The organism is Paenibacillus cineris, assembly GCF_018333335.1.
GTDB classification, from domain to species: Bacteria; Bacillota; Bacilli; order Paenibacillales; family Paenibacillaceae; genus Paenibacillus_AQ; species Paenibacillus_AQ favisporus.
In genome coordinates, this window is the sequence record NZ_BORU01000001.1 from 2,208,502 (window position 1) to 2,224,543 (window position 16,042).

Sequence of the window (16,042 nt, forward strand, 5' to 3'; positions counted from 1 at the left end):
AATGAATGAAGTGAAGATACCCAAAAGGCTGACCACCGCGCTCGTGAATTCATTGACGGCGGGTGTCGTGCCCCGAGTAGGGCTTGAGCATGTCGCCGTGGGACGCCGGGCCGAAGTGGACGCCATTCTAAGGGATATGGACAACATCGCCGAAGGTGGAGCAGGCTTCAAATTTATTACCGGCCGTTATGGCAGTGGAAAAAGCTTTCTGCTCCAGACCTTCCGCAATTATGCCATGGACCGTGACTTTGTCGTGGCAGATGCCGATTTGTCTCCGGAACGGCGGCTGGTGGGAACGAAAGGCCAGGGATTGGCTACGTACCGTGAGCTGATGACCCATTTGTCTACCCGCACGCGGCCGGACGGGGGAGCTTTGGAAGCTATCCTCCAGAAGTGGATCGCCGGCCTGCAGCAGTCCGCGATGCAGGAGAAGGGACTCCGTCCGAATGACGCTGGACTCCATGAAGAGGTGGAGCAGCGGATTTTCACGGTGACTTCGCAGATGCAGAGCCTGGTGCACGGATTTGATTTCGCCAAGGTACTGTCCGTCTACTGGAACGGATATAAGCTGGGAGACGACGACCGTAAGCAGGCAGCACTGCGCTGGCTTCGCGGTGAAATTCCGACGAAGACGGAAGCGAGGCGCGAGCTTGAGGTGGGCGTGATCATCGATGACGACAACTGGTACGATTACATGAAGCTGTGGGCGGAGTTTACGGCAAAAATCGGATATAAAGGACTGCTGCTCTTCATCGACGAAGCGGTCAATTTGTACAAAATTACGAACAGCGTTTCCCGGCAGAGTAACTATGAGAAGCTGCTGACGATGTTCAATGATACGATGCAGGGGAAAGCCGAGCATCTCGGCATCTTTATCGGGGGAACGCCCCAGTTTGTGGAAGATGAGCGCAGGGGACTCTTCAGCTACGAAGCGCTGCGCTCCCGCCTGATCGAAGGACGGTATGCGGGAAGCGGCTTCGCCAATTACTCCGGACCGATCATTAAGCTGGAGATGCTGTCGAGTGAAGAAATTTTCATCCTGTTGGAAAAGCTGACGCGGATTCATGCCATGCATTATGGATATGAGCCTGGTGTCGGCAGCAGAGAAATTATTACGTTTATGGAAAATGCGGCCGGCCGGCTCGGAGCGGATCAGCTGCTGACCCCGCGCGAAGTGATCCGCGATTATATGGATCTGCTTCATACCCTGCATCAGAATCCGGAAATTACCTTTGAGCAGCTGGTCGGGGAGCGCAGCGTGAAGCCGGCGGATGCCGATCCGGACGAAGTCAGCGACTTTTTGGCGGAGTTCGAGCTATGAGCGGTAACCCGTTTTACAAGCTGGCCCCTTTCATTCAGGAGTATATTTACAAAAAAAGGTGGGAGACGCTTCGTCCGGCACAGGTCGAAGCGCTCAACATCTGCTTCGATACGCGCAATCATCTGCTGATCGCGGCCGGTACGGCTTCCGGCAAGACGGAGGCGGCCTTCTTTCCGGCCATGTCCGAGTTGCACGAGCGGCCGGCGAAATCTGTGGGGATTTTGTACATTGGACCACTCAAGGCGCTCATTAACGACCAGTTTGAGCGGATGAAGGACCTGCTGATCGAATCGCGGATCCCGGTATGGCACTGGCACGGCGACGTATCTCAGGCGGAGAAAACGAAGCTGATGCGAAATCCTTCGGGCATTCTGCAAATTACCCCCGAGTCGCTGGAAGGGCTGCTGATGAACCGTCCGAATGCGATCCCGGCGCTATTTCAGGACCTCAGGTACATCATTATCGATGAGGTCCATGCGTTTATGGGTGCAGACCGGGGGATTCAAGTGCTGAGCCAGATCACCAGGTTAGAGCGGATGGCGGGCTGCCGTCCTAGACGAGTGGGCTTGTCCGCCACTTTGAGCGACTACGATTCCGCAACTGCCTGGCTCGGAGCGGGCAGTCCCGAGCAAGTATCCGTGGTCACATCGCCGGGCGGCCGCAAGCTTCGGCTTCGGGTCGACCATTTTTCGTTTCCCGATGCGAGGGACGAGGAGCAGGCGGAGCAGCTGCAAAACGCACGCAAAGCGTACTACGAGTATATTTACGAGACGACGCACCTGAAGAAAGCGCTGATTTTCACGAACAGCCGGTCCGATGCCGAGCTGACGACGCTGGAAATGCGCAGGGTCGCGGCCAGACGCAACCAGCCGGACGTCTTTTATGTGCATCACGGCAGCATTTCAGCTATGCTGCGGGAGGAAGCCGAGAGCGCGCTGAAGATCGGGCCGGGTCCGGCCGTGGCGGCGGCAACGCTGACGCTGGAGCTGGGCATCGACCTGGGAGAGCTGGAGCGGGTGGTACAGCTCGGCGCGCCGTACAGCGCCTCCAGCTTCGTCCAGCGGCTTGGCCGGTCCGGACGCAGGGGCGACTCCGCTTCGGAAATGCTGTTTGTCGTACAGGAGGAAGAAGATGAAGAAGCACCGCTTCCGGCCAGAATGCCCTGGACCCTGCTTCGGGCCATCGCGGTCATTGAACTCTATGTGCGCTATAAATGGGTGGAGCCTCATGATATCCGCCGGATGCCTGTCGGGACCCTGTACCACCAGACAATGAGCATGCTGAAGAGCATAGGGGAATGTGAACCCGCCGAATTGGCGCGTGCGGTCCTTACGCTTCCTTCGTTTAAACATGTGACACCTGATGAGTTCAAAGTGTTTCTCAGCTACCTGATCCAGACCGACCACATTCAATGGACCGAAGAACAGACCCTCATCATCGGGCTGACGGGGGAGAAGATCGTGAATAACTACCGTTTTTATGCGGTGTTTAAGGATGACGAGGACCACGTCGTGTATAACGGCTCCGAGGAAATCGGCTCCATCACGACGGTACCGCCGCCCGGTTATTGCTTCTCCTTGGCCGGGAAGCTGTGGAAAGTGGTGGAGGTGGACACCAAGCACAAAGCTGTGTATGTGAAGGCGGCCAAAGGCAAGGTGGACACACTGTGGCTTGGATCGGGCGGCGATATTCACACGAAAGTGATGCGGAAAATGAGAGAAGTGCTTGCCGATTCCACGATTTATCCGTACTTGTCGCCACAGGCGGTGAATCGTTTGGAGCGAGCCCGGCGCCTGGCTAGAGAAAGCGGACTGCTCCGCGATATCGTCATTCCGGCCGGCGGCGATTCGCTCTTTGTGCTGCCGTGGGTCGGCAGCAAGCAGTTCCGCACACTGGAACGGATGCTGAAGCACCACTTGGCGGATCGCCTCTCCCTGAGATCCATCGTGCCGATGGAGCCATATTACATGGTCGTCGCCGGCAACAGCGATGCCGGGACGCTGATTCAGGAGATCGCGGCCGAATGTTCCCGGTGCGGCGAAGAACAGCTCCTCGCTCCGGAAGAAGCCCCGTACCTCGGCAAGTACGATGAATTTGTCGCTCCGGATCTGGTTCGCCGCGCGTTCGTCGTCGATGGGCTGGACCTCAAAGGGCTGAGAGAAGGAATATTGGGAGAGCCAGCGGAGTTTTCTTCCTAATGGATACGAACGGGGGGACAAGAATTGCCAGCTAACCAGGAGAATCATTTTTATCAACGTCTGCAGGCCGCTCATCAGATCCCGATCGGAATCATCGGGCCTAAACGTTTGGTTGAACAGATCCTGCGCGTGATCGAGACGTTTCCTTCTTTTGAAGCCGTTCCCCGGGTATTTGAGGATGCGGCGGAGGCGTCAATGCTGGCGGAACGGTTAGCCAGTGAGACGGAGGTGCTGCTCCTGTCCGACCCGTTGTCTCATAGGAAGGTCAAGGAAAACCCACGGGTAACCGTTCCAGCCCATTACGTACCGTTAACCGATGCGGGCCTCTATAAGGCGCTGTTCGCGGCGCATCAGCGCGGCCTGCTTGACCGGGGAATCTCGGTGGATACGCTCACCGAAACGATGGTTCGCAGAGCGTGCAGGGATTTAGGGATGACGGATGAACGGTGGAACGTGTATGACGGCCCGGTATATGCGTCGCCGGATAAGCTGATTGCATTCCATCAAGCCGGATTTGAGTCCGGCGGATGCTCCGTCGTTTTTACAGGACAGCAGGCAGTGGCTCAGCGCTTGGAGGAAAGGGGCATCCCTTCCGAGTGGCTGCTTCCCTCCGATCAAGACATCGTCGTCGCGCTCGAGCGGGCGCTTCTGTCAACGGAGACCCGGCGCAGCAAAGAGTCCCAAATCGTCGTCGGGATGATCAACGTCGACCATTTCGAACGCGTAGCCATGCAGCGGAGCAATGAGCATGAGGTCCAGAAGCTGAAGCTGGACATCCACCGCATGGTGCTCGACTATGTGGAATCGCTGGACGGATTTCTGGCCCACCAGGGCGGGGACGAATACCTATTTTTTACGACGCGGGGCATCTTCGAACGTGAAAGCGGCGGATACAAGACGATTCCGCTGGCCAAAGATGTGAATACGACGCACGGCATCTCGCTGAGCATCGGGATCGGCTTCGGCCGTTCGGCCAGTCTGGCCGGCACCCATGCCCGAACCGCGATGCGGAAGGCGAAGGAGGCAGGAGGGAATGCCTGTTTTATCGTCAGGGAGGACGAGACGCTGATCGGACCGCTCGAGATGGCCGATCCGGTCCGGGAGGTGCTGTCTTTCACCGATGCGGAGCTGATGAAGCATGCGGTGGATGCCGGCATGACCAGCGCGTATTTGAGCCGGCTGCTTCATAACCGGGCCAAGTACGGCCAAACCGATTATAAGGTCCATGAGCTGGCGTCATTGCTCGGCATTACGGTACGAAGCGCGCATCGGCTGCTGCTGCAGTGGATCGATCATGGGCTGGTGGCCATTGCCGGCATGGAGAAGGTGCCGCGCGGGCGGCCGCGGCAAATATTCAGGTTTATCTGTTTGGACAGGACTTCGCCTGAAGCAGGAGACGCGCCTGATTGAATTTTTTCGAGAAAATGGTTATGAGATCAATAAGCTTTCTCTAAACGAGAAAGAAGATTGAATGCCTAACGAACACCAGAACGATAAATGATTTTATCTGCGGGGAATCTTTTAAAGAAGATTCTCCTTTTTGTTTGGGGATGCCAAGGTAGCGTATTTGACCATATGAACGATCTTGTTAGCCTGTTAACTGCGTTTTATATAGCTGCACAACTTGCGTTGCTACAGCTTCAATATCACTGTCTAATTCTTCTAATACGTAGGATTCCAAAACTCCCATGGTTGCCGTTCCTAAAAACTTCAAAAAAATATGCTTATCAATAATCGGAAGCGAATCCTCATTAAGTTTTTTGTCTATCTCCGCCATAGTAAAAGACAATAGCTTTTTGCGAAATGTTGAGGCACCTTCACTTTTAAACAATGCTGCAAAAAATGGTTTATGCTGCTCAAAATAAGAAAACCATAATATCGAACCTTCGATAAGCCCGATGTCTTGTTTTTGATCACATATTACTCGCAATTGTGCTATATGGTCGTCCACCATCTTGTCTAACAAATCATATTTATCAGTATAATGCAGGTAGAATGTTTTTCGGCCAATGTCAGCTTTTTCCGTAAGTTTTTTAACCGTAATTTCGTCAAACCCTTCCTGAAGTAACATTTGCAAAAAAGTCGATTGAATAGCTTCCCGAGACTTTAAAATTCTTCGATCTATTTTAACCATGCAGCAGTCCTCCTTCATTAATAGTACACAATGAAAACAACTTGTGTATTAACACGCATATTGCGCGATGTGGTCATTGAATCAACAGACCCCTTATTTTAAAGTAAATATACACGAGGTGATTAATACGCACAAGTGTATATTAAATATGAATAAAGGTGGTTTTAACGGTGACAGTCACCAAAAGGAATGTGAAATTTCATGCACATGGGCTGCAAATAGCCGCGATTTTAAATGTACCTGAACTTGCTGAAGACAAGAAACAAAATCCAGCTATAGTTTGCGTTCATCCGGGCAGCAGCTGTAAAGAACAAACGGCGGGCATTTATGCGGAGAAACTTGCTGAGCTTGGGTACGTAACGATTGTATTCGATGCATCCTATCAAGGAGAAAGCGATGGCGAGCCTCGTTATGCTGAATACCCGGCTTCACGTGTTGAGGATATCCGGTCTGCGGTTGATTACTTAACGACTCTGGATGATGTCGATGAAGATCGTATTGGCGTGTTAGGCATTTGTGCAGGAGGCGGGTATGCTGTAAATGCTTCGATGACAGAACGGCGCATCAAAGCTGTAGGTGCAGTTTCCGTTGCGAATATAGGTCGAGGATATCGTGAAAACGATCCAATCCAAATGTTAGAGCAGGTTGCCCTGCAACGTACGGCCGAAGCACGTGGAGCCGAGCCTCTGGTTATTCAATGGATTCCTGACAGTCATGCTGAAAGAGAAGAAGCGGGAATGACTGAACTGGATCTTGTACAAGCGGTTGATTACTATAGAACACCAAGAGGTCAGAGCCCTAACTCTCCAAACAAATTGAAATTCACCAGTGTTGATTCAATCATTGCCTTTGATGCTTTCCATTTGGCAGAAACTTTACTGACTCAACCTTTGCAAATCATTGTCGGTGGTGTGCAAGGAGCGTTTGGATCATATAAGGATGGCCACGAGCTTTATAACCGAGCAGCTTCAGAGAAAAAAGATCTGTTCGTTATTGAAGGGGCAAGCCACTATGACCTGTACGACAGACCAGAGGCAGTGAATAAAGCCGTTGAAAAATTAGGTGCCTTCTATAAAGAAAATCTTTAGCAAACAGCTAAATATTCAGAACCTTAGCGGTACAGGCAATGAACCTGTATCGCTTTTTTTTACGCCAGAATCCCGCTAATTTAAAGACAATTAAAAGATTTGTCTTTATATAGGCCGAGTCTTTATGATGAAGTGGAAAACGATTGAATGGGAGGAAGAACAAGGATGAAAAGTGTAGCTGAATTGGAAGCACGGCTGGCCCAGCCGTCTGAAGCGCTCATTGCCGACCTCATGTCTGTCGAAGGGGATATTCTCGTACTGGGCGTTGGTGGCAAAATGGGGCCGAGTCTTGCCAGACTGGCCGCGAATGCGATACGAATGGGCGGCATGAACAAGAAGGTCATCGGGGTATCGCGCTTCTCGAATGAAGAGACCCGCAAGGAACTGGAGGATGCCGGGGTGACTACGATTTCGTGCGATTTGCTGAACGATCAGGAGCTCCGGCAGCTGCCCGACGTGCCGAACGTCATTTTCATGGCCGGACATAAATTCGGAACGACGGGAAGGGAGCATTTTACATGGGCGATGAACAGCTATTTGCCCGGCAGGGTCGCCGAGAAATACCGCGATTCCAGGATCGTTGTGTTTTCTTCCGGCAACGTGTATCCCTTCACCCCGGTCGCCAGCGGTGGAGCCAGTGAGCATACTCCACCGGAACCGGTCGGAGAATATGCGCAGTCCTGCCTCGGCAGGGAGCGGATCTTCGAGTATTTCTCACATCAGAATGGTACGCCGATGGCGATTTACCGGCTGAACTATGCGATCGACATGCGGTACGGCGTGTTGTTGGAGCTGGCGAAGTCCGTCAACGAAGGAAGGCCGGTCGATGTGACGATGGGCTACGCCAATGTCATTTGGCAGGGGGATGCGAACGAAATGGCGCTGCGCTGCCTGACCCAATGCGCCAACCCGCCGCAGATCATCAACGTGACGGGACCGGAAACGATGTCGATCCGCTGGGCGGCGGAAGAGTTGGCGCGCCGTTTAGGCAAAGAAGCGGTGTTTACGGGGACGGAGGCGGATACTGCGCTGCTCAGCAACGCGTCGAAGTCCCATCAGCTGTTCAGCTATCCGCGGGTATCCCTCCTGCAAATGATCGACTGGATCGCGGACTGGGTTCGGCAGGGAGGGGCGACATGGAGCAAACCTACGCATTTTCAGGAAAGAAAGGGGAAGTTCTGATATGAAAAATCCGGAGCATTCGCTAACCGCAGAGCAAATCGCAGCGCTGCACGACGGCCTGGTCATCCCGGCCCACCCTCTGGCACTGGATGAAAACCGGAAGCTGGATGAGCGGCATCAGCGGGCATTGACGCGTTACTATATAGATTCAGGCGCAGGAGGAATCGCCGTAGGCGTCCATTCCACCCAGTTTGAAATCCGGGACCCCGGCGTCGATTTGTTCGAGCCTGTCCTTCGGATGGCAGCCGAGGAGGTCCAGCGCGCACAGCTTCAGCGCCCCTTCATTTTGGTGGCTGGCATATGCGGTCCGACCGCCCAAGCGCTCAGGGAGGCGGAAACTGCGCGGAAGCTCGGCTATGATGCAGGTCTGCTCAGCATGGGAGGACTAGCGAATTGGAGCGAGGAAGAGCTGCTGCAGCGCACACGGGAAGTGGCTCAAAGGATACCCGTCATCGGTTTCTATCTCCAACCCTCCGTGGGCGGGCGAATTTTCAGCTTTGACTTCTGGCGGGAATTCGCCGAAATTCCCAACGTCGTCGCCATCAAGATGGCGCCGTTTAACCGGTATCAAACCCTCGATGTTGCCAGGGCCGTCTGTTATTCCAGCCGCCGCGACGAAATCGCCCTGTACACGGGCAACGACGACAACATCATTGTTGATCTACTCACGACTTACCGGTTCCGGGTGGACGGTGAGCTCGTGGAGAAGAAGGTTGTCGGCGGACTGCTCGGCCATTGGGCGGTATGGACGCGGAAAGCCGTAGAGCTGCTGGAGGAAATCAAGCAGGTTCGCGATGGAGGCACCATTTCGGAAGAATGGCTGAGACGGAATGTGGAAGTGACCGACACCAATGCTGCATTTTTCGATCCCGCCCACCAATTCGCCGGTTGTATTCCGGGCATTCACGAAGTGCTGCGGAGGCAGGGGCTGATGCGAGGGATCTGGTGCCTGAATTCGGAAGAGACGCTTTCTCCTGGGCAGGCGGAAGAAATCGACCGGATATATCGGGATTATCCCCATTTGAACGACGACGATTTTGTCCGCGAGCAACTGAACCTGTGGCTGGAAACGAAATCCAATCACGCGTAGAAAATGATAAAAACCTGACATCCCGAAAGCGGAGAATTTGATATATTTCTACCGATTTAGCATTTTCCACACCGCTCAAAAGCTTGATGCAGCAGCATTTTTAGCCATTTCGGTGCTCGTGGTTCGGTAAATTCCAAGCTCAAGGAAATCACGCTGTTTACCGCAGGTGGAAGCGTTTTTATGATGGGATTACCGGTGAATCACGAACACCGAAAATCGTATCACCCCCCAAGATGAGCCCCAAAACATGAAGGAGGAAAGAGTATGGCAAAGAAGTGGATCTGTATGGTTGCGGCAGTCACGATGCTCATCTTCGTACTCAGCGCTTGCAGCGGTGGAAGCAAAACTTCCAATGAAGGAGCAGCACCTGCAGCGGAACCTGCAACAACCGGAGGCGCCGGAGCCGGAAGTAGCACCGAGCAGTATGGCGACACCGGCGGATTAAAGCTGCCGCTGGTTGATAAGCCGACGACGATTAAATTTATGTTGTCGAGCAACTCGGCCAAAATCGGCGACGACAAGCTGATCGTCCAGGAGCTGGAGAAGCGTACGGGGATCAAGGTCGAGTTCCAAACGTATTCCCCGCAAACGTATCAGGACAAATTGAAGGTTGTGGTGGCCTCCGGCAAACTTCCGGACATTTTCATCGGGCTGAAGCCGGCTGAACTGAAAAAAATCGGCCAACAAAAAGGCGTAGTCGCGATCAACGAATATGCCGACATGCTGCCGAACTTCTCCAAATTGTATTTGCAGGAAAACAACTGGGTCATTAAATCGTTTGGCGACGAAAAAGGCAACATTTATACGTGGCCCATCTACGACCTTAACCGGGATGTCAATCACGGCTTCCTGTACCGGAAAGACATTTTTGACAAGAACGGCATCAAGGAATGGACAAATACAGAAGAATTCTACCAGGCTCTGAAGAAGCTCAAGGAAATTTACCCGGATTCTTATCCGTATGCTTCCAAAGGTTTGGCCAACATCTTCAGAGATTGGTCCTTCGGATGGGGCATCGGCAATGGCGACAACTATCCGGCGTATTACGACGAAAAGGACGGAACGTGGAAATATGCGACGGTTCAGCCGGAGCACAAGGATATGCTTGATTTTATGAAAAAGCTGTACAACGAAGGGCTGATGGATCCCGAGTTCCTGACGGATACGCAGGATTCCTGGACGACGAAAATGACGACCGACAAATCGTTTGTGACCTGGGATTGGATCGGCAGACTCGACTTGTTCTACAACCAGGTGAAGGACAAAAATCCGGATTATGATTTAAGATACGCCAACCCGGTCGGCCCAACGGGCCATGTCAGAACCCTTCCGAAAGTATCCGACTTCAGCATTGCGGTCGCCAACAACAAGAACAAGGAAGCGGCGCTTAAACTTCTCGATTACCTCACCAGTCCTTCGGGCGGCGAGCTGATGACCGTCGGTGTGGAGGGCGTCAACTTCGAATGGGGGCAGGACGGCCGTCCGGTGTATCCGGAGCTCAAGGATCTCCCGCTTGTCGATATCGGCGTGCTGGAAGACCGCTACGGCATGTGGCTGGAAGGAGCTTACCTCAGACCGGATAAACGCAGCGTGTACTATAAGTTCTCCGAAAAAGAACAGGAAGCCCAGGACAAAATCATGAAAGAGGACAAGAGAGAACCGATGGATCCGATCCTGAACTTCACCGATGATGAAATTTCCACGATGGCGGAGCTGCAGACGTCGCTTCAGAAAGCGGCGGAGGAATTCAACGCCAAATATATTCTGGATAAATCTTACGGCGACGCACAGTTCGAAAATTTCAAGAAGCAAATCGCCAAGCAGGGCCTGGACGACCTGATGAAAATTTATAATGATGCCCAAAAACGTTACGACGCGGCGAAATAAATCAATGAGGATTTGAAGACTTATGAAGAAACCGAACAAGGGACGTTTGACCGAAACGCTGAAGCACATCCGGCGGGACCGTGAACTGCTGCTGCTCTTTATCCCGTGTATTCTCTTTTATATCATTTTTCGCTACGGTCCCCTGTACGGCTTGATTATCGCTTTTAAGGACTACAGCGTATTCTCCGGGGTGATGGGCAGCGATTGGGTCGGCCTGAAGCATTTTATTAAATTTTTCAGCAATCAGGACTTTTGGATGCTGTTCCGCAATACGCTGCTGCTCGGATTTTACACGCTGATCTTCGGCTTTCCGTTTCCGATTCTGCTGGCGATCCTGCTGAACGAGGTCCGGACCAAGTGGTTTAAAAAATCGGTGCAGACGCTCAGTTACCTGCCGGCGTTTTTGTCAGTCGTCATTATCAGCAGCATGATCATCGATTTCCTGTCGCCGACGAACGGACTGCTGAACCAGCTGCTGGCTGCGTTCGGCTTTGAGAAAAAGTACTTTCTCGTCGATCCCGCCTGGTTCCGTCCGATCTATGTGATCTCCGAGATCTGGGGCACGATCGGCTACGAGTCGATCATCTACCTGGCCGCGATTGCGGGAATCAATCCGACGCTGTATGAAGCGGCCCGTGTTGACGGCGCATCCCGGTTTCACATGATCCGGCACATTACGATTCCAGGTCTCATGCCGACGATGCTCATTATGTTCATCCTGAAAACAGGCTCGATGATCCGAATCGGCTACGAAAAGGTACTGCTGCTGTACAATCCGATGACCTACAACGTGGCCGACGTCTTCTCGACATATGTGTACCGGAAAGGACTGCTCGAATCCAATTACAGCTATGCAGCCGCGGTCGGCATGTTTGAAGCGCTGGTGGCCATGACGATGCTCCTTGGCGCAAACGCAATCAGCCGGAAGATCGGAGGGAAAGGGCTATGGTAGGAGAACGCAAAATATCGGTCTTCAGCATCGTCAACGCCCTGATCCTGGCCTGCATCGCGGTTGCGACGCTCTATCCGGTGCTCTACATCACGGTCATTTCGTTCAGCGACACGGCTTCGGTCATTCAGGGCAAGGTATTCCTGTTTCCCAAAGGCTTTAATCTCGATGCCTACAAAGAAGTGCTGAGCAACAACACGATTCCCAGAGCTTATCTGAATTCCATTTACTATACGGCATTGGGTACCTTCATCAATCTGCTGTTTACGGCGGTGGCTGCGTATCCGCTGTCCCAGCCCAATTTCTTCGGGCGGAGGGTGTTCATGCTGGGGATCATTGTCACGATGTTTCTCAATCCCGGCATTATCCCCACATACATCGTCGTTCAGAAGCTGGGACTGACAGATACGGTCTGGTCGCTTGTGCTGCCAAACGCGATCTGGACGATGGAGCTGATCATACTGAAGAGCTTCTATGAAAATATGTCGTCGCAGATCCGTGAGGCAGCCCTCATCGACGGCGCATCGGAGACGCGGATTCTGTTCAGTATCGTCATTCCGCTTTCCAAGCCGGCGCTGGCATCCATCGGCCTGTTCTTTTTCATGGGCCACTGGAACAGCTTCTTCCTTCCGCTCATTTATTTGAACGACAAGGAGATGTATCCGCTTCAGGTGGTTCTGCGCGATATGCTCATTTTTAACAGCGAAAATGATGCCGGACTCGTGGACCGGGCGGCCCTCGCACCGCAGGCGGTCAAGAACGCCACAATCGTGCTGTCGATGATTCCGGTGCTGCTGATCTATCCTTTTGCCCAAAAGTATTTTGCCAAAGGGGTCATGTTAGGTTCCGAGAAGGGTTAAGCGGACGGATGTGGAATAGTTGTCATCATGAGAGGTGACGCCAATGAATCGGCTGCTTGCAAACCGGGGACTACTGCAAATCTTCTGCTCTCTGCTGTTAGTCATCATGATCATGTCTGCATCAAGCTATGTCGTTTACAAAAAATCCATTTCCGGCATCTATGACAAAGTTACGCAAAACAATCGGCTCGTCGTTAAAAATATCATCCAGGCGTTCGACAGCAGCTTTACGACGGTCAACAACCTGATTTTTACGATCCACGGACTGCCATTTGATCCGGTCAAATCCGGAGACGGCGGCCGCATGGATATGGCGCAGGTCTATAATTTGCAGGATAATCTGGCATCGCTGATTTCTTCTGTCGATTATATCGAAGATGTCATCGTTTTTTACGACAACCAGGATCTGGCCATTACGGCTAATGGAACGAGCGACATGAAGCTGCTCTTCCAGAACAAGTACAGGCACGATACGTACAATGCCTCGTACTGGCGCAGCTTTTCCAAATCCAAACGTCCGTTTACGGTATTTCCTTCTTCCGATTACATGATGCAGACGGAAGGGTCCAAACCGCAAAGCCGGCAGCTCATCGCCGTCATGGACGGCAACAAATACAAGCTGTCGGATAAAAACGTGATTATTCTGATCAATGCGGAAAAGCTGCTGCAGCATGTGAACATGTCCTCCATGATTCCGGGATCGTCCATGATCGTGCTGGACGGCGACCGGAAAATCGTGCTCAGCACGGAAAAAAACTGGGACCTTGTCGAAGTGCTGAACGACGTCTATTTTAACCAGTCTCAGGAAGACTCGCTGACCCGCGGTGACTTCGAGTATCATGTGTACCAGTCGGATTATAACGATTTCATTTACATTGATAAGATGCCTTATCAATTCCAGAATATCGATACCGTGGCCAGCGGCAGCCGGATCATTATGGTGATCGCCATTGTGAGCGCGGTGCTGCTGTCAGGGCTGCTCAGCGTCTATCTGTACCTGCCGGTCAAAGGCATTCTTCAGCTGTTCGGAGAGGGCCGCGTCAAAGGGAATGACTTTCGGAAAATCTACAGCGGCATCGTCAAAGTCCAGCGCGAGAACGAGGCGCTAAGGCAGCGGATGGAGAGAGCCGAGGCCGATATGTGCAGGAACGCGTTCTTTCGGGTGCTGGAAAGCCAACGCTCCAGCGACATCGCGCGGGATGTGCTCAAGTATGAGCCGTTTTTCTTCCGGGACCGCAGCTTTGTGATGGCATCCCTTGATTTGAGGCTTTCCCAGAAGGGGGATCGTTCTCATCCCGCGATGGAGCCCCGGCAAATGACTGAGCTGCTGCGCAAGGAACTTGGCAGCATGGCGGGTACGGGCTATACGGCAGTGTTTCACCAGCGGGAGATGCAGTTTCTTATCCTGCTGGGCATACCGCAAGGCGGCGACCGGCAGACGGTGATATCCGGCTGGGCTACCTTCATTCAGGAAGCGAACCGCGATGTGCTGCCTGGATATGTGCTCCGTTCCTTTGTCAGCAAGGATTATGAGGCTCATGTCCCGAATCTTCTGTCCGCTTATCAGGACATCTTGAACGGGATGCTTTACCGGAACGTACAGGATGAGGCGCAGACCGTGATCGATACCGCGGCGGTACAGTATGTGGGTGACGTTTATTTTCCACTGGAGAAAATGGATCATTTGGCCCGCTGCCTGACGGCCGGACTGACCGAGGAGAGCATCCAAATCGTGACGGACATTATTCACGAAAATGCACGCCGGAACATTCATCATTACCATCTGGCCCATGTGGCCAAAAGCATGTTCCTCTATCTGATCAAGCCGGCCAAAGCTACGGCGGAAGGCGATCAGGAACTGATGCAGCTGGAGTCCCGGTTCATCCGGCGGGTAGAGCAGGCATATGATCACCGCGAAATCACGGAGGCGCTCCTGGAAGTGGTGAAGAAGGTTGCCGGCAGCCGCGGCGGCGAGCCGAAAAGCAAGCTGAATCCTGCCTTTATTTCGCAGTACATCGAACTTCATTATATGAACAACCTGTACCTCGACCATATGGCGGAGGTGCTGGATACGAGCCCGAAATACTTTTCGAATTATTTCAAGAAAACGTTCGGCATCAACTACGTCGAATACCTGAACAAGGTGCGGCTGGCGCACGCCCGCGAATTTCTGAAGAACACCGATTACAACATATCGGAAATCGGGGAAAAGACGGGGTACATGAACGCGTCAACCTTTACCACGACGTTCAAAAAATACTACGGCATCTCTCCCAGCGAATACCGGAAAATGGCGGGGGAGGGGTAGAAGGAGCGAACCATCGTCATGAAAGCCGTTGCCGCATTACGAGGAAGCATTGTAGTCACGGATACGGAAGACCTGCCTCTGGAGAGGGGGCATGTCCGGATCCGGACCGAATATTCGGCCATTAGTCCCGGCACGGAGCTGTCTTTTCTGAAAAAGGGAGGCGATCATCCGTCCCTGCTCGGGTACAGCGCGGCCGGCATCGTCGAGGAAATCGGCGAAGGCGTGACCGGCCTGCTGCCCGGTCAAAGGGTGGCCTGCTATGGAGCCCCTTACGTCCGGCATGCGGAACGTCTCACGGTTCCGTCCAATTTGGTGGCCGCGGTACCGGACCACGTCCTGCCGGAGGAAGCCGCTTTTGCGGGCCTTGGGGCGATAGCCATTCATGCCCTGCGGACGGCGGATCTGCGGTTCGGGGAGTCGGCGGTGGTCGTAGGACTTGGCATTCTGGGCCAGATCATTGCCCAAATCGCTTCAGCGGCTGCAGTTCGCGTCGCAGCGCTCGATTTGAACGCGCAGCGCGTACTGATGCTGCAGGAACAAGGAATCCGTCATGCGTATAACCGGCATGAACAGCTTGAGGAGCAGTTGCAGATCCTCACGGACGGCCATGGGGCGGACAGTGTCATCTTGTGCGCAGGGGGGCCGGGGGAGGAGCTGATCAACCGGTCGCTCACCTGGATTCGCGACCGCGGCAATATCGTGGTTGTCGGTGACTTGACCACTACGTTTTCCCGTGGTCAGATGTTCGGCAAGGAGGCACAGGTGCTCATCTCCCGGGCCGGCGGACCCGGCAGATATGACAGCGGATATGAGAAGGATAACCGGGATTATCCGATCGGTTATGTGCGGTGGACCGAGGGCAGAAATGTAGCGGAATACGTCCGCCTCCTCGCAGAAGGACGGATATCGGTACTGCCGCTCATATCGCACCGCTACCCGCTAGGTGAAGCGGAAGCGGCTTACGCCAACTATTTGAATCCTACGGATTGTCTGGGAACGATTCTCGAATACGAATCCTGAAGGAG

12 protein-coding genes are annotated in these 16,042 nt (G+C 53.2%); 11 read left to right on the plus strand and 1 reads right to left on the minus strand.

Translation table 11 applies throughout. The annotated features are described in order from the left end of the window. The first annotated feature begins 1 nt into the window (after position 1). Genes KI379_RS10500 through KI379_RS10510 form a run of 3 tightly spaced genes read left to right on the plus strand, consistent with a single transcriptional unit; the run spans position 2 to position 4,929 of the window. Entirely contained in the window at positions 2-1,321 is a 1,320-nt protein-coding gene (locus KI379_RS10500; protein ID WP_212983508.1) for an ATP-binding protein, read from the plus strand. Beyond that, positions 1,318-3,519: a DEAD/DEAH box helicase gene (locus KI379_RS10505; RefSeq protein ID WP_212983509.1), complete on the plus strand. Its 2,202-nt coding sequence runs from the start codon at positions 1,318-1,320 to the stop codon at positions 3,517-3,519. The genes KI379_RS10500 and KI379_RS10505 overlap by 4 nt, the downstream gene beginning before the upstream one ends. A 24-nt stretch (positions 3,520-3,543) precedes the next feature. Next, on the plus strand, positions 3,544-4,929 hold the full coding sequence (locus tag KI379_RS10510) for a hypothetical protein (protein ID WP_244879244.1): 1,386 nt from the start codon (positions 3,544-3,546) through the stop codon (positions 4,927-4,929). A 178-nt stretch (positions 4,930-5,107) separates the two neighbouring features. Here KI379_RS10510 and KI379_RS10515 read toward each other — a convergent pair whose 3' ends face one another. After that, positions 5,108-5,653 carry a TetR/AcrR family transcriptional regulator gene (locus KI379_RS10515; RefSeq protein WP_212983510.1) on the minus strand — a complete coding sequence of 182 codons (546 nt, stop codon included), beginning with the start codon at positions 5,651-5,653 and terminating at the stop codon, positions 5,108-5,110. Between the two features lie 170 nt (positions 5,654-5,823). Between KI379_RS10515 and KI379_RS10520 the strand changes: the two genes are divergently transcribed. The 8 genes from KI379_RS10520 to KI379_RS10555 all read left to right on the plus strand — a co-directional run bounded on the left by KI379_RS10520 (position 5,824) and on the right by KI379_RS10555 (position 16,037). Beyond that, a complete protein-coding gene (locus KI379_RS10520) occupies positions 5,824-6,741 on the plus strand; it encodes an alpha/beta hydrolase (RefSeq protein ID WP_212983511.1) in 918 nt (305 codons plus the stop codon). Between the two features lie 165 nt (positions 6,742-6,906). Then, positions 6,907-7,923 carry an NAD-dependent epimerase/dehydratase family protein gene (locus KI379_RS10525; RefSeq protein ID WP_212983512.1) on the plus strand — a complete coding sequence of 339 codons (1,017 nt, stop codon included), beginning with the start codon at positions 6,907-6,909 and terminating at the stop codon, positions 7,921-7,923. 1 nt (position 7,924) lies between these two features. Further along, a complete protein-coding gene (locus KI379_RS10530) occupies positions 7,925-9,013 on the plus strand; it encodes a dihydrodipicolinate synthase family protein (RefSeq protein ID WP_212983513.1) in 1,089 nt (362 codons plus the stop codon). 264 nt (positions 9,014-9,277) lie between these two features. Then, positions 9,278-10,900 carry an extracellular solute-binding protein gene (locus tag KI379_RS10535; protein WP_212983514.1) on the plus strand — a complete coding sequence of 541 codons (1,623 nt, stop codon included), beginning with the start codon at positions 9,278-9,280 and terminating at the stop codon, positions 10,898-10,900. Between the two features lie 22 nt (positions 10,901-10,922). Continuing rightward, complete coding sequence (locus KI379_RS10540; RefSeq protein WP_212983515.1) at positions 10,923-11,852, plus strand: ABC transporter permease; 930 nt, start codon at positions 10,923-10,925, stop codon at positions 11,850-11,852. After that, positions 11,846-12,709 (plus strand): carbohydrate ABC transporter permease, encoded by an 864-nt coding sequence (locus KI379_RS10545; protein WP_145134176.1) that lies wholly within the window; start codon positions 11,846-11,848, stop codon positions 12,707-12,709. The genes KI379_RS10540 and KI379_RS10545 overlap by 7 nt, the downstream gene beginning before the upstream one ends. A gap of 43 nt (positions 12,710-12,752) precedes the next feature. Continuing rightward, positions 12,753-15,017 (plus strand): helix-turn-helix transcriptional regulator, encoded by a 2,265-nt coding sequence (locus tag KI379_RS10550; RefSeq protein WP_212983516.1) that lies wholly within the window; start codon positions 12,753-12,755, stop codon positions 15,015-15,017. An 18-nt stretch (positions 15,018-15,035) separates the two neighbouring features. Next, positions 15,036-16,037: a zinc-dependent alcohol dehydrogenase gene (locus KI379_RS10555; protein ID WP_089546984.1), complete on the plus strand. Its 1,002-nt coding sequence runs from the start codon at positions 15,036-15,038 to the stop codon at positions 16,035-16,037. Positions 16,038-16,042 lie beyond the last annotated feature (5 nt).